The sequence below is a fragment of the Sphingobacterium sp. NPDC055431 genome, from assembly GCF_053644255.1.
Map to the genome: position 1 here is coordinate 318,514 of NZ_JBSHLH010000001.1, position 22,485 is coordinate 340,998.

Sequence of the window (22,485 nt, forward strand, 5' to 3'; positions counted from 1 at the left end):
ACGGCTTTAAACTTAAGGCGATTTAACCATATTTAACAGATGAACACACGACTGCTATTTTTCCTATTCCTTTTCATGAATGTCACATTAACTCAGGCTCAGAATACCCAAATCCCACTTTATATCGGTACCTATACTTCCCCAAATGGAAGCAAGGGAATTTACGAGTTCAGCTTTGATACTAAAACTGGAGATGCAACCTTGGTCCGCGAGACAAGTACCCCTAACCCTTCATTCTTGGACAGAAGAGGCTATTTCCTGCTTGCCGCAAATGAAATGACCGACGGTAGTCAATCTCTTTCTTCCTTTTCACTGGGCAAAGAGGGCCTGAAATTTCAGAACAAATTAGCAACTGGAGGTTCAGCACCATGCCATGTGGTCATCGGTAAAGATGCTGAATATGCCGTAGTTTCCAATTATCTGGGGGGTGCCTTGGATTTGTTTCAGCTTTCTCCAAAAGGGGAGGTCCTATCCAAGGACGATACCAAACTATATCATGGAAAAAGTGTAGATAAAGCCCGTCAAGAGGCTTCCCATATCCATTCCGCTTTTTTTGGTCCCGATAATCTATTGTATGTTTCCGATTTAGGTGCTGATAAGATTTATATCCTCGATGTTCAGAAAACCGACAACGGCAAATTCCAATTTGTTGAAAAGGGGCAACTCAATGTCAACCTTGGCGGAGGTCCTAGGCATATCGCCTTTCATCCCAATGGCAATGTCCTGTATTCCCTGATGGAAATGACCGGTGATATCGAGGTTTTCAAGAAGAAAGATGGCGTTTGGGATTCTTACCAGATTATCTCCATGCGTTCTCCAGAGTTTGAGGGAAAAAGTGGCGCCGCAGATATCAAAGTGTCCTCAGATGGGAAATTCCTGTATTCTACCGATAGAATTGATGCCAATACCATAACGACATTTGCGGTTGGCAAGAATGGGAAACTAAGAAGAAAAGAAGTGATTTCAGTACAGGGGAAAGGACCTCGAAATTTCAATTTCAGTCCAGATGAGCGATTCATCTTGGTTGGCAATCAGCTGACTGACGAAATTGTCGTTTTCAATAGGGATAAAAAATCGGGAAAATTAACGGATTCAGGAAAAAGGATCAAAGCATCCAAGCCCGTTAGTATCCTGTTTTAGTTAATCTGTTGCATCGTCGGTATCCGCGATATTGTCTGGTGCATTCTGGTCCGCTTTTTTAGGGTCGCTTTCCAGGCAGTGGGTTTCTTTATTGTACATCCCTTTCAGTTCATCGATGACTGTACCTTTCCATAGGGGAATACCAATGAAATAAGCCGCTTTTCCGATCATATGGGCTGCAATTGGTGCCGTAAGCAGTAAAAAGAAGATGATGGCAATGGATTTTGTCGTCACGGAAACATCCTCAGGGAACATGATGGCTGCACAGATCAGCAACAAGCCGACCCCTAGGGTAGAAGCCTTTACCGTTACGGATAACCGCAGATAGAAATCCGGCATTCTCAGTACCCCTATGGAGGCAAAGAGGATAGAAAGTGCACCAACAGTGCTCAGTATAGCTAGAATAATTTCAATCATCTTGTTGTTTTTCTATATAGTAAGAGAATGCAATGGTACCGAGGAAGGCAATCAGTGCCAAGATAATGGCCACATCCAACAGCACTTCCTGCTCTTGACGGATACTGTAGACCGTAATGATCCCAATACCAATGGTAATGATGAGGTCCAAGGCCATCACCCGATCCACAACGGATGGTCCCTTGAACAAACGGATAAACACCAATAAAACCGATATGGTCAAGATTGGTAATATGACAAAATCAAAGTAGGTTTCTAAACTCATCGTAATATCTCCAATAATTTCCGTTCAACCCCTGTTTTTAATGTCCTTATAAATTGTTCTTCGTCCTTGAGGTACATCACATGGATGTAAATGGCTTTCTTATCATCACTGATGTCAATAATCAGTGTGCCCGGAGTCAGGGAAATGAAAGTCGCCAATATATTGATCTCAAAATCTGTCGTGGTATTGACTGGATAACGAACGATACCCGGTTTGAAGAAGTATTTCGGCGTGATCACATCATAAGCCACCTGAATATTCGCTTTGATCAACTCAAATAGAAAGAAAAAGAAGAAACTGATGATCTTAGGCACACGATAGAAATAACGCTGATCAGTTTCATTCCTGTTCATGATCCATAGCACGCCGAACCCCAGCAAATAGCCGAAGATAAAGTTAGAATAGTACAGCGAGCCTGTCAGAGCTACCCAGATAAAGGATAGGAGCAGGTTCATTAAAAAAAACTTGATCATTGTTCAAAAGCTTTATCGCCCAAAACGGTACGGATGTAAGGGCTTGTGTCCAACAATTCATTTGTAATTCTATCGACCACCGTAATGATGTTCTCCGCATTGAATCCAATGTACAGGGTTACGGAGCACAGGATCAGGATCGGTCCCACCAACAGTATTTTCTTGAACAATGGCTGATCATGGAATTTATCCTCAACAACCACTCCAACTGGAACATCTTTCCAGAAAACATCGGCCCACATCTTGGCAATCACATACATGGTTACCAAACTGCCGATGATCAATGCTGCAATGAAGAAGTACTGCTTATCCACGAAAGCTTCCTGGAAGAGATAAATCTTTGGCCAAAATCCTGAAAGTGGTGGAATACCCACCAATGAAAACAGGACCAAGGCGATGATCAGGGAAATCAACGGATAATCTTTATATAATCCGCCAAGTTTTTTCATGTCCATGCTGCCTCTTACCAAACGTATATACCCTGCGATCAGGAACATATTGGTCTTGACCATGATGTCATGGATCAGGTAAAATACAGTTCCCATTAAAGCGAGTTTGGTAAACATGGCAATACCTCCCAGCATAAACCCGATATGGCAGACGATCAGATAGGAGAACATCCTTCTGATATTGGTCTTGATCAATGCCCCAAAGGCTCCCGTCAATACCGTCAAAACAGCCAGGACCATAAAGAGGTTTCTGGTGAACTCATCGGGTATAAAGATCAGGCTGAAAACCCTTAAGATGGCGTAAATCCCTAATTTAGTCAATAAGCCACCAAATGTCGCCGCGACGGCAGAGGGTGGAGTATGATAGGATGAAGGTAACCAGTAGTACAACGGGAATACCGCCGACTTGATTCCAAATCCTAAAATAAAAAAGATCGACGTAATGCCTACCAAAGCCTTATTATCAAAATCCCTGATTTTTAGGGAAAGATCAGCCATGTTCAAAGAACCGGTGATTCCATAAAGGATACCGATTCCGGTCAGGAAAAATGTTGAGGCCAAAATATTCATGGCCATGTACTTCACGGCACCTTCCAATTGCGCTTTTCTGCCCCCAAGGGTCATCAATACAAAGGAAGAAATGATTACCACCTCAAACCATACATACAGGTTAAAGATGTCTCCGGTCAAAAAGGCTCCGTTCAGGCCCATCAACAGGAAATGGAAGATAGGGAAATAGCCATATAGCATCCGTTGCCTGCTCAATCCAACCGATGAAAAGATGGATACGGCAAAGCCAGCAATGGAAGTCAATAAGACCATGGTCGTACTCAGCATATCTGCAACGAATACAATCCCAAAGGGAGGCTCCCAATTGGAAGCATTCATGTGCAAGGAACCTTCCGTGTACACCTTTGCAAATAAACGAATGGCAATCAGCAAACCTATAAATGTTCCACCAACGCTTAAGAAGCGCTGTGAAATAGTCTTTCGCCAAGCAATCAATTGTATGATTGCCGTAAAAAGATGTATGAATACAGGGGCTAAAATATGGTTGTCGATCATATATCTTCTTCTTCCGGCGTGTTTAAATCATCTAAATCATCTGTGTCCACTAAAGCATAAACACGTTTTAACAATACAATGGCAAAGGCGGTCAGGGCGAAACTGATTACAATTGCCGTCAAAATCAAGGCCTGCGGAATAGGGTCTGCATAAATATCCTGGAAAACATTGTGCTGTGAATCGATCACAGGCGGTTTACCCTTGGTGATCGAACCTAATAGGAAGATCAGGATGTTCGTTCCATTCCCTAAGAGCATAATTCCCAGTAATAGCTTGACCATGCTCCTCCGAAGGATCAGATAGACCCCGGCAGCATATAAAAAACCTAAAACGAGTACTAACAGTAATTCCATCTATTAATCCTTAGTAAGTGAAATAGTGAATAAAATAGTTAATACAACTCCTATCACGACCAGGTAAACCCCGAGGTCAAAAAATAAAGCCGATCCGATCATCCCGATAACCGGAATTTTTTCTTCCCACCACAATCCAGTCATGGGGGGCAGCCCAAAAAAGGTAGGCATCACCACGGCAACTGCAGAGATACCCAATCCAATGGGAATCAGGGACAAGGGTTTTCTCCCCAATATCTTCATGGTCGCTTCCGTACCATTGGCAAAACTGTGCAATACGAAGGCTATGGAGGCCACAAGACCACCCACAAATCCTCCTCCAGGATAATAATGCCCTCTCAACAACAGAAAGAAAGAGAATAGAAGTAAAATGGGTAACAGGTATCTTGTAGCTGTCTGTAATATTATACTGCGCATGATCTTATTCCTTTTCTGAAGATTTTAATCTCAATTTCAACAAACTGTACACGCCTAATGCGGCAATTCCCAAGACCACCGTTTCAAACATGGTATCGATCCCACGGAAATCTGCCAAGATCAAGTTCACCACATTCTTTCCTTTTGCCAAGATATAAGCGTTCTCTCCGTAAAAATCGCTGGTTTGCGTTTGTATTGGCTCATACAGCACTTTCAAGGCAATGATGGAAAGTATAGCGCCAAAGGCCAGTGCAACGATGCTATCCCGGTATCTTTCTCGCTTTGAAGCAAGGTTCAGGAAACTCGGTAATTTATATAGGACCAATACGAAAAGTACGGTACTCAAGGTGTCAATGGTAAATTGGGTCATGGCCAAATCTGGTGCACTGTAGAACACATACATCAAACAGATACAATAGCCGATGACACTCATCGCCACCACCGAGGTCAATCGGGAAGGTGTAGAGATAACGATCACCAAAGCACCCAAAAGGATGATCACCACGGCCACCTCGTAGATGGTCAATGGGGTCAGGTTGTCGAAATCAATCTGGATTGGGCCACTTTGCCAAAGTTTATATATCAATAGCGCTTCAGCAAAAAGGATGATCTTCATGTGGTATGACCGTAGATAGCCATTATGGAAGAAGTTACTGAACCAATCGGCAAAGCGTACGATATCATTGGCATAACCGGTTATGATCCGCTGAGGAGAAATCCTATCTAGGTTTTCCACCCGTTTTACTTTCGCTTCGCTAGGTTTATTGATGAAATAAACAAAAGTTCCTGCCCCAAGTGTTGCCAAACTTAAGATCAGCACGGTGTTGAAGCCATGCCAGATTGCCAAATGCATTTCGGTATCAGCAGCAAAGATGGAATTGGCAGTTTGATAACTCAGTAAGTTTCCGGTCAGTTCGGGGATCAACCCAAAGATTAGGCCTAAAGTGGCAAGGATCAATGGTGGAATCCACATGGATTTATAGGGAAGGTGCAGTTTCGAATAGGCTGATGGAAGCTCGCCAAAGAATGGCTTGATCCCAGCCATAAATCCAGCTGCTACCAAGCAGACATTGGTTGCGACAGCCAATATCGTCAATATCAATATCCAATTTTCCTTCGAATGTAGGGTCGCTTCATAAATGAGGTCCTTACCGATAAAGCCGAATGTAGACGGAAGGCCCGCACTGCTCAATGCGGCTAAACCAGCGGCTAGGGCAACTGGGCCCAACACTTTTCGCAAACCAGAAAGTTTCGTGATATCCCGTGTCCCAGTTTCATGATCGATGATTCCTGTGACCAGAAATAGGGTGGCCTTATAGAGTGCATGCACCAGGATAAATACACTGGCTGCAATAACAGCTTCCTTCGTGCCGACTCCCAACAAAAAGACCAGCATACCAAGGGCTGAAATGGTCGTATAGGCCAAGATAGATTTCAGGTCAATCCTGAACAGGGAGTGAACTGCGGAATATAACATGGTAAATCCGCCCACGCCTATCAAGGTATAGCTCCATAAATCCGTTCCGCTCAGCACCGGGAAAAACCTAGCTAAAAGATAGATCCCCGCTTTCACCATGGTCGCAGAATGCAGATAGGCCGACACCGGAGTAGGGGCCTTCATGGCTCCCGGCAGCCAGAAATGGAATGGGAATTGGGCCGACTTGGTAAATGCTCCAATAAAGATCAGGAATAGGATCAATGGATATTGGGGATGGTTCAAGATAACGTCCCGATATTCTATTAATTCAGAAATCCTATAGGTTCCAGCTACATTGCCTATCAAGACAAGGCCGGCAAGTAAAAAGAAACCGCCCATACCGGTAATGGTCAGCGCGGTCATCGCACTTTTTCGGGATGCCTCTTGGTCATTGTTGAACCCAATCAGGAAAAAAGAACTGATACTGGTCAATTCCCAAAAGATAAACAGCAAAAAGATATTGTCCGAAAGGACCAAACCCAGCATGGCCGACATAAAAAGATAGAGATATCCAAAAAATCGGTCAAAATAAGGGTGTCCTTTGAGATATGTTCGGGCATAAAAGAAAATTCCACAGCCAATTCCCGTGATCAACAGGCAAAACAACAGAGATAAACCATCCAACTTGAGGTTGAAGTCGACCCCTAAGGATGGAACCCAGCTGATTTCTTGGAAAAAGGTAGATCCAGCAGCAATTTTTGGGATATATCCCATGTAATAAATAAATAGAGCTGTGGGAATGAGCGGAATGATGATGCTCCAGGATGATTTAAGCTTTTTGCCAAATGGAATGAGCAAAATCGAAGAAATCAAACCTAGAAGTATCGTAAATAACATGCGCGCTCTCTTAAAGAATTAATGGGATTCGGCTAAAAATAATAAAAAACAGGCATTTTTCTCGCCTTAATTAAGAGAAAACATGATGAAATTCAAAAATAATTGCAATAAGCCAATTCCTCAAAATCCATCATGAATATTTTTGGCCCCCAATAAAAACATATACTTTCAATAAAAATCCCCTTTTCTTATTAAATTTAGATAATCAACTTTTAATCATTATGAATTTTAAATCTTTTTCAGTGCTCTCCACTTTGTTGGCGTTGCTATTGTTCTCGCAGCAGTTAATTGCCCAACAAAGCTATGTCAAACCTAAACTTACAAACAGCAAATCCTGGTCTTTGGTTTTAATTCCTGACCCGCAAACCTATGTCAAATATGACCGCAATGTGGGTATATTAAATCTGATGACCTCTTGGGTCCGTGAAAATGCAGATTCCCTAAATACCCAATTTGTACTATGTACGGGCGATTTGGTTGAACAGAATGATCTATTGAACCCAGACAGCAAGGCGGCCAACCAAAACAGCAAACAGCAATGGACCAATACCAGCGAAGCTTTCCGTAAACTGGACAACCGTGTCCCTTATGTTTTGGCAACCGGTAACCATGATTATGGCCATGTGAGCGCTGAATATAGAGCTACCCAATATGACAGGTATTTCTCAGCGGAACAAAATGGATTCAATGCAAGAGCATTGCGTGAGGTAGGCCCAAGCCTCAATGGGAATTCATCCGCTGTCAATGCAGTATATGAGTTTGAAACACCTCATCCAAAGAAATTATTGGTAATGGTCCTTGAATTTGCTCCTCGAAATGAAGTGCTTGCTTGGGCAAAGAAAACTTTGGACCAACAGAAATATGAAAACCATGATGTGATCTTGTTGACCCATACCTATTTGGATAGCAAAAGCAACCATATTCAAAAAGAAGGATATAAGATTGAGGATGCAAACTATGGTGCCGCAGTGTTTGAAAAACTGGTAAAACCTTCCAAAAATATCCGAATGGTTTTCTCTGGACATATTGGCGATCCGGATAATTTTGATGGACACATTGGTTTCAGACAGGATAAGAACGCTGCCGGGAAAACCGTCAGCCAGATGACCTTCAATGCCCAAGCCATGGGCGGAGGCTGGTTCGGGAATGGTGGTGATGGCTGGTTGAGGTACCTGGAATTCCTTCCGGATGGAAAGACTGTAAAGGTGAAAACCTTTTCACCGCTTTTTGCCATCTCCCCAGCAACCCAGAACCTAGCTTACAAAACTGAAAAAAACCAGGAATTTCAATTTTCACTGGAGGATTGATTCGATTTTCCTGACCAAAAGGCTTCGGGTTTTGCTTTGACCTCATTCGAGACACATTCGGAAAATTCGGAATGTGTCTCGAATGAGGTCAAAATATAAGCTAGGATTTTTCTAAAAAACTAGCCAGAACATTTTTCTAGATCAAATCGGCAAAACAGGACATAAAAAAATGGAGCCTACTTATTCTGTAGGCTCCATTTTTTTTATGGAATACTTATTTTAATCCTGTACGATTATTTCTTCATTTCCTTAGAACCTTCTATAATAGCTTCCACTACGTTTGGATCTTGGAGGGTTGAAGTATCGCCTAGATTATTCAATTCGCCTTCGGCAATCTTACGTAGGATCCTACGCATGATTTTTCCAGACCTAGTTTTAGGAAGGTCCGTTACGAATTGGATAATATCTGGTTTTGCAATGGCTCCAATAATACGGGTCACCGTTTGCAGGATATCTTGTCTTGTTTTTTCTGCGTCGATATGGTGGTTGGCAATGACGTATGCATAGATACCTTGCCCTTTAACAGGGTGAGGGTAACCTACGATTGCTGACTCCACTACATCCGAGTGCATATTGATTGCATTTTCAACCTCAGCGGTGCCGATACGGTGTCCGGAGACGTTCAATACATCATCCACACGACCGGTGATACGGTAGTAGCCTTCAGGACTGCGGTAACAACCATCGCCAGTGAAGTACATATCTTGGTAAGTAGAGAAATAGGTTTGTCTACAACGCTCATGATCGCCCCAAGTCGTACGCAACATGCCTGGCCAAGGGAACTTGATACATAGGTTGCCCGTCACATCGTTGCCTTGGATTTCTTCACCGTTTTCATCCATTAAGCATGGTTGAACTCCCGGTAGTGGCAACATCGCATAGCCAGGGATCTCTTTCGTTATGCCTGCAATCGGGGTAATGAGGTGTCCTCCGTTTTCAGTTTGCCACCAGGTATCTACGATTGGACATTTGCCATGTCCGACTTTATCGTGGTACCAGTTCCATGCTTCCTCATTGATCGGCTCACCAACAGTTCCTAAAACACGTAGTGAAGAAAGATCTTTTCCTTCTAGGAACTCATCGCCAAAGGCCATCAAGGAACGGATAGCTGTAGGAGCGGTATATAAGATGTTCACTTTATATTTATCGACGATATCCCAGAATCTACTTGCATTCGGGTAGGTCGGGATTCCTTCAAACATCAATGAGGTAGCACCTTGAGAAAGAGGCCCATAGACGATATAGCTGTGTCCGGTAATCCAACCGATATCAGCTGTACAGAAGTAAACTTCGCCCGGTTGATATTGGAAGGTGTTTGCAAAGGTGTATCCTGTGTAAACCATGTATCCAGCTGTGGTATGAACCACGCCTTTCGGTTTACCGGTTGATCCGGAAGTGTACAGGATAAACAAAGTATCTTCAGCGTCCATCTCTTCAGCAGGACATGCAGGATTACCTTGGGTTTCCACTTTCTTGATCTCATCTTCCCACCATACATCACGACCCTTGATCATGGAGACTGGAGTACGGGTACGGGTCAAAACGATTACTTTTTCTACAGAATCACATTGCATCAAGGCATCATCCACAATAGATTTCAGTTCCAATATTTTTTGGCCACGGAAACCACCGTCAGAGGTAATGACCAATTTACAGTCTGCATCGTTGATACGATCTGCGATAGAGCGTGCGGAGAAACCGCCGAATACCACATTGTGGATCGCGCCGATACGAGCACATGCCAAGACAGCAATGACCAATTCAGGTACCATCGGTAAATAGATACATACCCTGTCGCCTTTGCGGATATTATTGTTCTTTAGGACATTCGCAAACTGCTCAACTTTTTGCAATAATTGCTTATAGGTCAGGATACGGTGTGCCTCATTGGGATCGTTAGGTTCCCAGATAATGGCAGGTTGATCTCCTAATTTATAGATATGACGATCTAAACAGTTCTCTGTAATATTAAGTTTCGCGCCTTCAAACCACTTGATGTCTGGATCTTTAAAGTTCCAGTTCAACACATTGTTCCATTTTCTTTTCCAAAAGAAATGGTCTGCCACATCACCCCAAAACGCTTCGGGTTCTTCTACACTCCTTTTGTAAGCTTCTTGATACTCCTCAAAAGATTTAAGCTGAAAATTCATCTTTTTTTAAAAAATTATAGGTCTACATTATCTTTACGTCAGGAAATTATTTAATTCGGTCAATTAGTTATTGAATGCGGAAAAAACAAGGACCTGTATAGCTAATTTAATTTTTTTTCGATTGAAATACTAATTTTTGTAGGCTAGGAACAAATATTGAGAACAATTGTTAGGTTACCATGACAGGCATTTTGAAAAGGATATACTATTTTTTGGTTCATACGAATCTACTGATTGCCTTGGCAGCGGTGGCTCAATGTGCCTTGACCTATTATATCCTGCAGTTTCCGGTCAACAATGATATCTTGATCATTGAAGGCGCTACCACCTTGCTTCTCTATAACCTGAGCCTGTACCTGTCCCTGCCAAAAGACCCCAGTAAATCACCATTTCAGCGAACCCGATGGATCGGGAAGAACATGTGGCTTTTTTGGGGATTGAGTGGCCTGTCAGTTTTGACCACGGTTTGGGCTTTGTTACATGTGCATATCTTGACTTTGTTTTTTTTGGGCTTTATTGGTGCGATGAGTTTGGCCTATGCCGTTCCATTGGTCAAGGTAAATGACAGATGGGTAGGGATGCGGCAGATTCCCGGACTTAAAGTTTTTTATATCGCCTTAGTCTGGTCCCTAAGTAGTGTGGGACTTCCCGTAGTGGAGCTGTTTGCCAATGGCGAGCAAATAGATTGGTACTTTGCCAATTACTTAGGACTAGTAAAAATTGTATTCTTAGTGCTTTGTACACTGCCTTTTGATATCAGGGATTATGAACAGGATAGTTTGTATAACCTGAAAACAGTGCCGATCTTATTGGGAAAAGAAAGAGCGATTAATTTATCTTATGGAATAGGGGTCTTCCATTTGATCCTAATTCTCTTGTCCCCAAATACTTGGGCTGTAAAAATTGGTTTGTTGTTGACGACGATCCTCATCTTGGCCATGTTCAGGATCATTATCTTTTCAAAAGAAAAGCACTATCACCATGTCTATCTCCTAGACCTAGCTTTAGTGCTTCAATGGTTCTTTGTATGGCTATTGATACTCGTGAGCAATAACCTTATCAGCTAATACTTCGGATAGCTTATAATAACTTTCGAATGTCCAACCGGCAACATGTGGGCTCAATAGTACATTTTCTCTTTGGGTCAGGTCCTGATACCAAGGCTCTTCGGCCAAAGCAGGGAATTTCTCAACAGGCAGCACATCAAATGCCGCAGCAATAATTTTGCCTTCGTCCATTTTCTTCAATACTGCGGGGATTTTAACGATTCCCCCGCGAGCACCCATCAAAAAGAAGATGGGTTTCCTGAAATGGAATAGGTATTCGTCATCCACCATACCTCGGGTCTCACGTGTTAAAGGAATATGGAAACTTAATATATCGGCTCTCCGCACGACTTCTTCCATCGAGACCTCGCTGGCATATAGGTCAGAAAAACCAGTTTTATACTTATCGTAAGCAATGACTTTTACATCAAATCCAGATAGTTTCTTTGCCATGGCTTGACCATTATGGCCATATCCGATGAGAGCCACGGTCTTTCCTTTCAGCTCATAGCCTCTGTTTTCTTCTCTATTCCATTCGCCAGATCGAACCTCACGATCTCCACGGTTCAGGTTGTTCATCAAGCTCAAGAGCATTCCGATCATGTGTTCGCCTACTGCATCGCGGTTTCCTTCATTGGCAGGGATCAATTTGATACCCTTGCTGCTAGCGTAAGCTTCATCTATATTGTCCATTCCCGCTCCGGCTCTACCGATCATCTTGAGGTTGGGGTTGAGGTCAATAAATTCTTTGTCCACTTGGAATTTCGAACGGATGATAAGGCCATCAAAATCAGGGATAGCTTTTTCCGCTTCCGCTCTGTTCATGTCGGGTTGGTAAGAATAGGCAATTGCAGCGCGACTTAATTTCTGCAACAGAACTTCATGGATATCGTCGACTATTAAAATATTCATATTATGCATTATTTCATGAAATCTTCCTTGAACAGCTTGATCAAAGCTTTTTGGTTCATGCTGTCGGGCATGATCTTCATGAGGTTATTTCGGACTGAAATTAAGAATTTATTCTCCCATTGAGCAACATCACCGATCAATTTTGAAGTATCTGTGATATACTTGGTCCGGGATAATCTTCGATATTCAAAAGATAGGAAGGCTTGCCCTACAGATTGTTGCTTTTGTAGTTCCTGATGGAGTACCGCGACATCTTCCATGGCTTGGCATGCTCCTTGGCCCATATTGGGGGTACAGGCATGTGCGGCATCCCCAATGATCAGGATATTGCCAAATGCAAAGTTCTTTAACGGTTTGATATCTATGATATCGGACCAGATCAAATCGGAATCTAAGGTTCTGTCCAGTACTTCTTGTATAGGTTGATGGTAATTCCCAAATTGACGCTTCAGGTCCTGTACCCCATAACCCCTGAAAGTTGGGTTTTGTTGGGGCCCATTGATACATGCATACCAATAGATTCGTTTATTGACGAGTGGTGTTAGACCAAATCGGCCTTTATTTCCCCAAGTCTCCGATCCTCTGTTCAGGTTGAGTTCCGTGTTGTCTATTGTCGCTCGCCAACAGCTATAACCAGCATATCTCGGTTTTGAAGTTGGGACGAGCTGTTGTCGCAGGAGCGATTTGACACCATCAGCAATGATGAGGTATTTGCTCCTGTGCAAACTTCCATCTTCAAATTGTATTTCTACATAATCCTCTTTTTGGGTCAGATGACTTGCTCTCTTGCCAAGAGCAATGTGTTCTTGATTTACTTTTGATAAGAGGTATAAATGTAGATCGGCGCGATGGATGGCAAAATTCTTTTGCGCGTATTTATCGGATAATTTATTGGTGTTTGGGTTGACAAGGATATTTCCTTTCTCGTCAAGGATAGCAAAGGAATCTAGGTAATAACCGATCTTTTCGACTTCCTCACGGATTCCGATATATTCTAGGGCTTGCATGGCATTGGCTGCTAAGCCAAATCCAGCCCCGATACCTTTGATTTCTTTGGCTTGTTCAAAAAGAGTGAATTCACGGTTTAGGTTTTTTAGAGCAATGGCTGCGGTAAGTCCGGCAACCCCAGCTCCAATAATGGTAAATTCACTTTGTACATCCATGTCAGAGACTTTTTGAAATTTCGTTGGTCAAGGTTTCAAAATCTTGAACGGACAGGCGTTCTGCCCTTAATTCATAGAGCGGATTGTCACTCATCCTATCTTTAGGGACTACAGCTGACAGGGCATTCCTCAAGGTTTTACGTCTTTGGTTGAAGCCTGCCTTTACCACGCGCCAGAATAATTTCTCATCACAGTCCAAGGTCTCGCGATTGTTCCTTACCATGCGCATCACGCCTGAAAGGACTTTTGGTGGCGGATTGAATGCTCCTGCTTTTACGGTAAAGAGATAAGAAACATCATAGTATGCCTGCAGAAATACACTCAGAATTCCGTATTCCTTGTTACCAGGTTTGGCCACACAACGTTCGGCTACTTCTTTCTGAAACATACCTACCATTTCAACCACACGGTTTCTTTCTTCCAAGACCTTAAAAAGGATTTGGGAAGAAATATTGTAGGGAAAGTTCCCGATAACGGCCATCTTTTCACCAAAATATTGGCTGAAGTCCAGGTTTAGGAAATCGCCATGGATCAGTCGGTTGCCAAGTTCAGGGTATTTGTCTGCTAAATATTCAATGGATTCATCATCGACATCGATCAAGAAGGTTTCATAGGCCTCATTTTGAAGCAGGAAATCGGAGAGAACGCCCATTCCAGGTCCAACTTCCAAGACCTGGTTGAAGCCAAGAGAAGGAGTTAAAGCATCAACGATCCGTTGTGCTGCATTTTTATCGTTAAGGAAATGCTGACCTAAATGTTTTTTTGCGCGTACTGAACCCATAGGAATTATTTGCTACAAAGATAGTGTTTTTTAGGCGAGCAGGATTTGAATTGTATGTTCCATTTGCATGTTAATGCCATTTGAACCTTAATGTTTATGTTTTTTTGCTATTTTTGACTATATCTAATAGCATTGAAGATGAGTGAGAAACTAAAAATAGGCATTTCAGTAGGAGATATTAACGGAATCGGTTTAGAGGTTATTATTAAATCCTTGATGGATAACCGTGTTCTGGATTTCTTTACGCCCATAGTTTATGGCAATACCAAAGTTGCCTCCTTCCATCGAAAGGCGATTGGAGTGAATGATTTCAGTTTCAATGTGATCAACTCAGCGGATCAGGCAAACGCTAAGCGTCCCAATATGATCAATTGCTGGCAAGAGGATGTAAAAATCAGTTTGGGCGAGCAAAACGAAATTGGTGGGAAGTATGCCTTTATTTCTTTGCAAAAAGCTACAGAGGACCTGAAGGCTGGTTTGATTGATGCTTTGGTCACTGCGCCGATCAACAAACATAATATACAACAAGAAGGCTTTAACTTTCCTGGACATACCGAATACCTACAGGATGCTTTTGATGCCAAGGATGTCTTGATGTTTATGGTGAGCGATGACCTTCGAGTTGGCGTGGTTACAGGGCATATTCCTGTGAAAGAAGTTGCGGCTTCCATTACAGAAGAGGGCATATTGCATAAATTGAGGATGATGAATGAAAGCCTGAAGAAGGATTTCTGGATTCAAAAACCAAAGATTGCGGTGCTCGGCTTAAATCCACATGCCGGTGATGATGGCCTGATCGGTACGGAAGACCGTGATATCATAAAACCAGCTATTGAGAAAGCCAATGAAGAAGATATCTTCTGTTTTGGTCCATTCCCAGCTGATGGTTTCTTTGCGGCTGATGCCTATACCAAGTTTGATGCGGTCTTAGCCATGTACCATGACCAAGGTTTGATTCCGTTTAAACATATCGCTGCGCGTAATGGAATTAATTTTACAGCAGGCCTACCAGTTGTCCGTACTTCCCCAGATCATGGAACCGGATATGACATCGCTGGAAAAAATATGGCCTCACATGCATCTTTCTTAGAAGCTATTTTTGAAGCAGTTCATATTGTAAATAGACGTAGAGAACAAGAGGTTCTGACTGAAAATCCATTAGCTTTCCGTAGACTGTCGAAAGATCGTGACTAAGTAAAGGCTGGATTTTATAAAGGCTGACACCTGTTGTCTATAAATTTCATTACTTTTGCACTTTGTTGCTATGAGTGAGAATTTAAGTCATCCCATTTTTTCCATAATAAGAGAATTAGCCCATCAGGAGGGAGTTTCCTGTTTTGTTATCGGAGGCTATGTCCGTGATAGAATCATGGGTCGTCCATTCAAGGATGATATCGATATCCTTGTTTTGGGAAGCGGGATTGATTTCGCGAATAAACTAGGAGAAAAACTACATACGAAAGTTGCTGTCTATAAATCATTTGGAACAGCAATGTTGGTCTATGAAGGCCTTCAGGTTGAGTTTGTTGGTGCAAGAAAGGAATCTTACCGAAAAGATTCCAGAAAGCCTATCGTAGAGGACGGTACCCTGGAGGATGACCAAAATCGACGTGACTTTACCATCAACGCCATGGCTTTTTCGCTGAATGAAGCGAATTATGGCGAACTCATCGATCCCTTCCAAGGACTGAGCGATATCCAAAACAGATTGATAAAAACACCATTGTCTCCGGACATCACCTTTTCAGATGATCCATTGAGAATGATGCGTGCCATCCGTTTTGCTACCCAGTTAAACTTTAGGATCGACTCAACTGCCCTGAATGCCATCAGTGAAAACGCTGACCGTATCCAGATTATCTCCAAAGAACGGATCACTGACGAACTCAATAAAATTATCCTTGCTGAAAAACCTTCTATCGGTTTCAAGTATTTATTTGATACGGGCCTTCTGGAAAGGATATTTCCTGCCATGTATCAATTGTACGGTGTGGAATATGTGGATGGTAAAGGGCATAAGGACAATTTCTACCATACCTTGGAAGTATTGGACAATGTGGCGGAAATGTCCAATGATCTTTGGCTTCGTTGGGCAGCGATCATGCACGATATTGCCAAACCTGCAACCAAGCGCTTTGATAAAAAAGTAGGATGGACCTTCCATGGCCACGAGGACCGTGGGGCGAAGATGGTGCCAAAATTGTTTGCAGACCTGAAGCTTCCTTTGAATGAAAAGATGAAGTTTGTGCAGAAATTGGTGATGCTTCACCTCAGACCGATTGTCTTGGCCAAGGATATCGTGACAGATTCGGCGGTTCGCCGCCTGTTGTTTGAGGCTGCTGATGATATCGACGACCTGATGTTGTTGTGCCATGCGGATGTCACCACCAAAAATGAATATAAAAAGAGGAAGTACAGGGACAATTTTGAGCTCGTAAAACAGAAACTGAAAGATGTCGAAGAACGGGACCACCTGAGAAACTGGCAACCTCCTGTGGATGGTGATGATATCATGAAAACCTTTGGCATCGGACCTGGAAAACATGTCGGAATTATCAAGAAGGCTATACGTGAGGCGATTTTGGAAGGTGAAATTCCAAATTCAAGGCAAGAAGCGCTATCATTGATGATAGAAAAAGGGAAAACATTGGGCCTAACCAAAGTTTGAACGGATTGATTTTTTAAAAAAATATGTAATTTTAAAGCTTGAAATAGAGCTTGTCCAAATTAATACATTTTACGAATATGGCGATTTATAGATTTAGAGTAACTTTTGAAGACTACGAAGATGTTTACAGAGAGATTGACATGCCTTCAAAAAGTACTTTCTTAGATTTACACACACAGATTCAAAAAAGTACTGGCTACGACCAAGAGCGTTCCTCTTCGTTCTATGTGAGCAATGACCAATGGAAAAAAGGTACGGAGATTGCTTTCTTGCCGAACGATAGAAAGAAAGCTGCTGGCGTTTTGATCGTGGAAGATGTTCGTTTGAGTAAATTTATTGATGATCCGCATCAAAAGTTTTACTACACCTATAACTTTGACCGCCCGTATGATTTCCATGTGGAATTGATCAAGATCTTGAAAGAAGAGGAGGGAAAAGAATATCCTGCCCTTTTCAAGAAAGTCGGTGAAGCACCAAGAAACTTGACTGCAGCAAACTTCCCTGTTACGGCTGATGATGAAGATGATGACGATTTTGTGCCAGAAGATGCAGAGGAATATGGTGTAGATGAGGAGGATGATTATGATATGTTTGATGATGAGGAAGGCGAAGAGTCTGAAGGTGAATCAAACAAGTCTAATGAAGACGAATATTAAGATTATTCGACGATAAGATTTTAAATAGATGATAGAGCTTCTATCATCTATTTTTTTATTCTGTTAATAAGTAAAAAGGATGTCCACTGAATTGAATAGGCAAAAAACATTGATCGTAGTCGTTGGACCTACCGCTGTAGGAAAAACTGCTTTGGCAATCCAATTGGCCAATCATTTTAGAACATCCATTATTTCTGCCGACTCCAGGCAGTTTTACCATGAAATGAGCATAGGGACGGCAAAGCCCAATGCTGAGGAGTTAGCCCAAGCATCCCATTATTTTATTAATTCCCATTCCATTGCTGAGGAGTATACGGCCGGTGATTTTGAACGGGAAGCTTTGATTCGTTTGGCGGTCTTGTTCAAGAGCAGGGATGTGGTGATCGCGGTCGGTGGCTCTGGACTATTTGTGCGGGCACTGACGGAAGGCTTGGATGACCTTCCCAAAGCAGGAGATGATATCCGTGAAAGCTTGAATGAATGGTTTCGAAGGGATGGCCTGGAACCCTTGAAAGAGCGATTAAAAGAGATCGATCCTGCATATTATGAAAAAGCGGACATTGACAATCCACAACGTGTCATCCGTGCCATTGAGGTTTTTGAGGCATCTGGGAAACCAATCTCTTATTTTATGACCAATCAGAAGGCTGAAAGACCTTTTCAAGTTATCACGATTGGCTTAAATACAGATAGGGAATGGCTCTATGATCGTATTAATCAAAGGGTAGACCTGATGATGGAGGCTGGATTGTTGGAGGAAGTGAAATCCTTATTGCCATTCAGGAATAAACCCGCTCTGCTGACCGTAGGCTATGCTGAAATCTTTGATTATTTGGATGGAAACATCAGTTTGGAAGATGCAGTTTCGCAGATTAAGCAGAATTCCAGAAGGTATGCCAAGAGGCAGATTACCTGGTTTAAGAAATATGGTAATACTGTTTGGTTTGAGCCTCAGGCTAGGGAAGAGGTCATCTCCTATCTTGAGCAAAGGTTAAAGCAAGAAGGATAATTATTCCCATAAAAAAGACTTAAAAATAAAAATAGCCCAGAGAGGGCTATTTTCAAATATAGTTTATGCTTATAAGTTATTGATGAATTAGTCATTCGGTAAGTATTCATTGATATACTTGATGTCATCTTCATTCAGTCCATCTTCCGAATCGGTGATGGTCCAAAGAATATCCTGAAGTTTGCCCACTAAAGCATTATAACTTTGATCCACCTTATTATCCTTGTAATATTGTTCAATATTGATTTTCTTGTTCTTTAGTCTATTGATCAGATCATGAAGGCTTGAGGAGTTGGAAATAACGGCTAAGTCATATTTTTCATATTCTGAAGAAGCTGATTTTTTTTCATTTCCACAGTACATATGTAAATCCAGATAAATAGTCTTGTTTGCAGGGATATCGATGCTCACTTTTTTCAAAAGCACACCATTTTGATAGTCTCCAGATCTGGATTTGATAATCAGACCGGCTGGTAGTTCCAGTTTTTTAGTAGTTGAGGTGCTGTTTTTCAATTTGATTCCCAATCTGACGAAATAACCGCTTCCACGTGAGAAATCAGGAGAAAGATCTGCAGGGACTTCCGCTTTTAAGTCGGATGATCTCCTTGCTACCATCGCTTTTTTAGACCTAGCTCTGGCTGTCGTATTTATATCGCCTTCGTATCCAGTGATCTCTCCTTGCAGTTCGATGCCTTCAGGTAGGCTATATTTTTGACCAGTAGGCTCGCCATCGGTATTCCCAAGTCCTGGTATCTTACCGGGTTTGTCCTCTACAATTTCTATGTCATTGTCTTTGTCGTCCTTGCTGCAGGAGCTTACTGCGAAAGCTAACATTAAGGATAATAATACGACAATTGGCATGCTGATTTTCTTTTTCATGTTTTTTACAGGATTGATTTTATGTGATGTTTCAAAGGTATTGCTTAATGAAAAAAGGGTAAATACCTGTATTCGGGTAATTCTACTTACTGACTTTGTTACGAAAACCATTTCGCTGTTCATGCAATCGATTGATAGTTTGAGGGCTATATGAATTCAGTATATTAGATTTATATAAATCTAAAACGTGAATTGATCTATACCAATGAACAGAATACTAAAACCGATATTCCTTGCAGCATTAGCCCTGGCTTTTAGTCAATACGCCTATGCTCAATGGACAGGACCAAAGGTTAAACCCACAGCGCATACCGAAGTGAGATATGGGTCCCTGACGCCTGAGCACCGTACGGATGCCGATATGGAAGCCTTCCGTAACTATGGGCTTGGCCAATTTATCCATTGGGGTTTATATGCCATTCCCGGGAATGAATGGGAAGGGGTGAGCGCCAGAAAAGGTGCTGCTGCCTCGGAATGGATCAGGACCTGGTCGGGTCCAACTGCGCCTAAGAATTGGAAAGAAACCTATGATAACCTATATAAAAAGTTTGATCCCAAGGACTTTGATGCCAAGAAATGGGCCAAGCAAGCTAAGGATATGGGTGCAAAATACATGATCTTTACCACTAAGCACCACGATGGTTTTGCTTTGTGGCCAACCCAATATTCAGGGTACAATATCACCAAATCACCTTATAAGAAGGATATCGTAAAGGAAGTCGTAGATGCCTATACGGCTGAAGGAATCGATGTATATCTTTATTTCTCCATTCTGGAATGGAACAATCCTGATTATCTTTCCAAGGAACCCAAGACAGAGGAAGAAAAGAAGAAATACGATCGCTTCTTACAGTACACTAAAAATCAACTGTTGGAACTGTTGGCAAACTATCCCCAGATTAAGGGTTTCTGGTTTGATGGTACTTGGGATCAATCCTGGATCAAGGCTTATGACTTTACCTACAATCTGGAAAAGGAACTGCGGGCAAAGCATCCGGGTTTGATTATCGGGTCTCGATTTAGAAATGATGAACATGGCAAAAGGCATTTTGATAGCAATGGGAAGATCCTTGGCGATTATGAACAGGGCTGGGAAAGAAAGTTGCCGCAGGAATTTGAATGGCTCGATGGCAATGATTGGGATGCGGTCATGACCATTCCTCCCAATGGTTGGGGATATATGAAAGATTGGTCAGGAATCTATACCAAGACCACGGATGACCTATTGGACATGTTGATGCATACAGTTTCCATGAACGGAAATTTTGTATTGAATTTTGGGCCTGATGGTCAAGGGTTGATGCATCCTGAAGAGGATAAGATTGCAAAGGAACTGGGGGATTGGATGAAGGTGAATGCTGAGGCCGTTTACGGGGTGAGGCATGCAAATCTTCCAAAAACGAAATTAGGCTACTTAACGCAAAAGGATAAGCATTTATATCTAACGGTATTCAATAGGCCGGTTAACAATATTGCGAGGATTGCTATCCCTAAAAAGGCTACGGAAGTTCCGGTATCAGCTGTTTTGCTCACCAATGGACAGAAGCTGCAGGTCAAGCATGCCGATATTGGACTTGATCTGGATAAGAATACCTACTACGATGTGATTATTCCAGCTGATTTTAAATCAGAGCGAGCATTCGTCATTAAGATGGAAATGGGCGCTCCTGAAACAAAGTCTGAGAAGCTGATGGATGCCAAGATGTAGACTGAAGATTAATTTTTCTCCTGAATACTGGCTTCGAGGTCGCTGAGCTTTTTCTTCGGCTTCTTGACGGTGTCATCTTGGCCGGCAAGCTTGTTCCAGATATTTCTAGACTCCTTGGTCAATAAGGGTGAAATAATGGAAAGGATCAGGACATAGACGACCACAAAGGATTGGATAACGGGCAGGAGTTTACCTGCTTTACCAATGTTGGCCATGATAATGGAAAATTCTCCCCTCGCAGATAGGGTAAAGCCGATGTCTACTGAGTTTTTGGGTTTCAATCCTGAGAAGCGGCTAGCAAAATATCCAGAAGCCACGTTGCCTACTATGGTAATGGCAGCGGCAAATGTTGCCCAGCCTACGGCACCTCCAAGGCTGTACATATCAATGGAAAGACCAAAGCTAAAGAAGAACATGGCGCCAAAGAAGTCTTTGAACGGCAACACCATTCCTTCGATTTTCTTGAGGTATTTGGAGTCTGCAAAAACCAATCCTGCCATCAAGGCTCCAATGGCTTCTGCTACATGTATGGTTTCAGAGAAGCCAGCAATGACAAACAGCAAGCTGAATATGAGCAGGATAAATAACTCCGAGGATTTCTCCTGAAGGAGCTTGTCAATGAATGGGACAAGTTTCCTGCCTAGGATCAGGAAGGACAAGATAAATCCTAGGGCCAATAGGGAAGTCCCAGCAACGGTCCAGAACGATCCGCCACCCGTTAGGATCAACCCTGAGAGGAAGGAAATATGCATGGCGATAAACAGGTCATCAAACATGATCATCCCCATGATTACCTCAGTTTCAGGATTGGCCGTCCGTTTCAGGTCTGTCAGTACCTTGGCTACAATGGCCGTAGAGGAACTGGTCATGATACCACATAGGACCATCATTTCCTTGAAAGGAAGGTTCATCATCCAACCCACCAAGAGGCCAGAAAAAAAGTTGAGGACGACATAGATGCTACCGCCTGCAACAATGGATTTCCCTGATTTGATGAGCCTACCGACCGAAAACTCGAGCCCTAAATAGAATAAGAGAAATAGCACACCCAAGCGCCCCATAAAGTCTATGAACGGTTTACTTTCGGTAAAGGTCAAAAAGGACCAAACCGAGTCGACAGCTGAGGTTAAGTTCTCGTTGTTGACATTCGCCAAGAAGTCTGCTACGAATTTTGGATAAGATTGATTGCCCAGTACCATTCCGATCACAATAAAAAAGGGGATCACCGAAAATTTTAGTCTATTGGCAAGAAGGCCAACTGAAGCTACCAATAATACTGCGATTCCTATTTCTATGATGAGGTTACTGTGCAT

At 42.4% G+C, this 22,485-nt stretch carries 21 protein-coding genes; 8 read left to right on the forward strand and 13 right to left on the reverse strand.

The genetic code is table 11. The annotated features are described in order from the left end of the window. The first annotated feature begins 75 nt into the window (after nucleotides 1–75). Nucleotides 76–1,140 (forward strand): lactonase family protein, encoded by a 1,065-nt coding sequence (locus tag ACWIB3_RS01405; RefSeq protein WP_454290697.1) that lies wholly within the window; start codon nucleotides 76–78, stop codon nucleotides 1,138–1,140. On the opposite strand, the gene mnhG is transcribed toward ACWIB3_RS01405, so the two are convergent. From mnhG to ACWIB3_RS01440, 7 genes are read right to left on the reverse strand one after another with little or no spacing between them, the layout of a single operon-like run. Then, nucleotides 1,141–1,557, reverse strand: coding sequence for a monovalent cation/H(+) antiporter subunit G (gene mnhG, locus ACWIB3_RS01410; protein WP_185211270.1), 417 nt, complete (start codon nucleotides 1,555–1,557; stop codon nucleotides 1,141–1,143). It abuts the gene before it with no gap. After that, entirely contained in the window at nucleotides 1,550–1,822 is a 273-nt protein-coding gene (locus ACWIB3_RS01415) for a monovalent cation/H+ antiporter complex subunit F (RefSeq protein WP_093100515.1), read from the reverse strand. Before ACWIB3_RS01415 ends, mnhG begins: the two co-directional genes overlap by 8 nt. After that, nucleotides 1,819–2,295 (reverse strand): Na+/H+ antiporter subunit E, encoded by a 477-nt coding sequence (locus ACWIB3_RS01420; RefSeq protein WP_094255556.1) that lies wholly within the window; start codon nucleotides 2,293–2,295, stop codon nucleotides 1,819–1,821. Before ACWIB3_RS01420 ends, ACWIB3_RS01415 begins: the two co-directional genes overlap by 4 nt. Beyond that, nucleotides 2,292–3,809, reverse strand: coding sequence for a proton-conducting transporter transmembrane domain-containing protein (locus ACWIB3_RS01425; RefSeq protein ID WP_454290698.1), 1,518 nt, complete (start codon nucleotides 3,807–3,809; stop codon nucleotides 2,292–2,294). Before ACWIB3_RS01425 ends, ACWIB3_RS01420 begins: the two co-directional genes overlap by 4 nt. Then, on the reverse strand, nucleotides 3,806–4,162 hold the full coding sequence (locus ACWIB3_RS01430; protein ID WP_185211268.1) for a Na+/H+ antiporter subunit C: 357 nt from the start codon (nucleotides 4,160–4,162) through the stop codon (nucleotides 3,806–3,808). The genes ACWIB3_RS01425 and ACWIB3_RS01430 overlap by 4 nt, the downstream gene beginning before the upstream one ends. Before the next feature lie 3 nt (nucleotides 4,163–4,165). Then, nucleotides 4,166–4,579: a Na+/H+ antiporter subunit B gene (locus ACWIB3_RS01435; protein WP_093100507.1), complete on the reverse strand. Its 414-nt coding sequence runs from the start codon at nucleotides 4,577–4,579 to the stop codon at nucleotides 4,166–4,168. 4 nt (nucleotides 4,580–4,583) lie between these two features. After that, nucleotides 4,584–6,893, reverse strand: a complete 2,310-nt coding sequence (locus ACWIB3_RS01440; RefSeq protein WP_454290699.1) for a putative monovalent cation/H+ antiporter subunit A — start codon at nucleotides 6,891–6,893, stop codon at nucleotides 4,584–4,586. A gap of 221 nt (nucleotides 6,894–7,114) precedes the next feature. On the opposite strand from ACWIB3_RS01440, the gene ACWIB3_RS01445 reads away from it, so the two are divergent. Continuing rightward, a complete protein-coding gene (locus ACWIB3_RS01445) occupies nucleotides 7,115–8,200 on the forward strand; it encodes a metallophosphoesterase (RefSeq protein ID WP_454290700.1) in 1,086 nt (361 codons plus the stop codon). A 233-nt stretch (nucleotides 8,201–8,433) separates the two neighbouring features. Here the strand turns inward: ACWIB3_RS01445 and acs are convergent, their stop codons facing one another. Further along, nucleotides 8,434–10,350: an acetate--CoA ligase gene (gene acs, locus ACWIB3_RS01450; protein WP_454290701.1), complete on the reverse strand. Its 1,917-nt coding sequence runs from the start codon at nucleotides 10,348–10,350 to the stop codon at nucleotides 8,434–8,436. Between the two features lie 191 nt (nucleotides 10,351–10,541). Between acs and ACWIB3_RS01455 the strand changes: the two genes are divergently transcribed. Then, nucleotides 10,542–11,417: a hypothetical protein gene (locus ACWIB3_RS01455; RefSeq protein ID WP_454290702.1), complete on the forward strand. Its 876-nt coding sequence runs from the start codon at nucleotides 10,542–10,544 to the stop codon at nucleotides 11,415–11,417. On the opposite strand, the gene ACWIB3_RS01460 is transcribed toward ACWIB3_RS01455, so the two are convergent. The 3 genes from ACWIB3_RS01460 to rsmA are packed head-to-tail and all read right to left on the reverse strand — an operon-like array spanning nucleotide 11,382 to nucleotide 14,252. After that, on the reverse strand, nucleotides 11,382–12,317 hold the full coding sequence (locus ACWIB3_RS01460; RefSeq protein ID WP_454290703.1) for an NAD(P)-dependent oxidoreductase: 936 nt from the start codon (nucleotides 12,315–12,317) through the stop codon (nucleotides 11,382–11,384). The two genes, ACWIB3_RS01455 and ACWIB3_RS01460, sit on opposite strands and share 36 nt — an antisense overlap. Then, the gene (locus ACWIB3_RS01465; protein WP_454290704.1) at nucleotides 12,317–13,471 is read right to left on the reverse strand and encodes an FAD-dependent monooxygenase; all 1,155 of its coding nucleotides are present in this window, start codon (nucleotides 13,469–13,471) and stop codon (nucleotides 12,317–12,319) included. Before ACWIB3_RS01465 ends, ACWIB3_RS01460 begins: the two co-directional genes overlap by 1 nt. Nucleotide 13,472: 1 nt before the next feature. Further along, nucleotides 13,473–14,252 (reverse strand): 16S rRNA (adenine(1518)-N(6)/adenine(1519)-N(6))-dimethyltransferase RsmA, encoded by a 780-nt coding sequence (rsmA, locus tag ACWIB3_RS01470; RefSeq protein ID WP_185215922.1) that lies wholly within the window; start codon nucleotides 14,250–14,252, stop codon nucleotides 13,473–13,475. A 138-nt stretch (nucleotides 14,253–14,390) separates the two neighbouring features. Between rsmA and pdxA the strand changes: the two genes are divergently transcribed. From pdxA to miaA, 4 genes are all read left to right on the forward strand, one after another. Next, nucleotides 14,391–15,446, forward strand: coding sequence for a 4-hydroxythreonine-4-phosphate dehydrogenase PdxA (pdxA, locus tag ACWIB3_RS01475; RefSeq protein WP_185215923.1), 1,056 nt, complete (start codon nucleotides 14,391–14,393; stop codon nucleotides 15,444–15,446). Between the two features lie 70 nt (nucleotides 15,447–15,516). After that, nucleotides 15,517–16,920: a CCA tRNA nucleotidyltransferase gene (locus tag ACWIB3_RS01480; RefSeq protein WP_185211259.1), complete on the forward strand. Its 1,404-nt coding sequence runs from the start codon at nucleotides 15,517–15,519 to the stop codon at nucleotides 16,918–16,920. A gap of 77 nt (nucleotides 16,921–16,997) precedes the next feature. Further along, complete coding sequence (locus ACWIB3_RS01485; protein WP_185211258.1) at nucleotides 16,998–17,576, forward strand: IS1096 element passenger TnpR family protein; 579 nt, start codon at nucleotides 16,998–17,000, stop codon at nucleotides 17,574–17,576. A gap of 79 nt (nucleotides 17,577–17,655) precedes the next feature. Continuing rightward, nucleotides 17,656–18,585: a tRNA (adenosine(37)-N6)-dimethylallyltransferase MiaA gene (gene miaA, locus ACWIB3_RS01490; RefSeq protein ID WP_454290705.1), complete on the forward strand. Its 930-nt coding sequence runs from the start codon at nucleotides 17,656–17,658 to the stop codon at nucleotides 18,583–18,585. An 87-nt stretch (nucleotides 18,586–18,672) separates the two neighbouring features. Here miaA and ACWIB3_RS01495 read toward each other — a convergent pair whose 3' ends face one another. After that, nucleotides 18,673–19,464 carry a hypothetical protein gene (locus tag ACWIB3_RS01495; RefSeq protein ID WP_454290706.1) on the reverse strand — a complete coding sequence of 264 codons (792 nt, stop codon included), beginning with the start codon at nucleotides 19,462–19,464 and terminating at the stop codon, nucleotides 18,673–18,675. Between the two features lie 205 nt (nucleotides 19,465–19,669). Here ACWIB3_RS01495 and ACWIB3_RS01500 point away from each other — a divergent pair, with 205 nt between their 5' ends. After that, nucleotides 19,670–21,172, forward strand: a complete 1,503-nt coding sequence (locus tag ACWIB3_RS01500; RefSeq protein WP_454290707.1) for an alpha-L-fucosidase — start codon at nucleotides 19,670–19,672, stop codon at nucleotides 21,170–21,172. Between the two features lie 8 nt (nucleotides 21,173–21,180). Here ACWIB3_RS01500 and ACWIB3_RS01505 read toward each other — a convergent pair whose 3' ends face one another. Further along, entirely contained in the window at nucleotides 21,181–22,485 is a 1,305-nt protein-coding gene (locus ACWIB3_RS01505; protein ID WP_454290708.1) for a cation:proton antiporter, read from the reverse strand.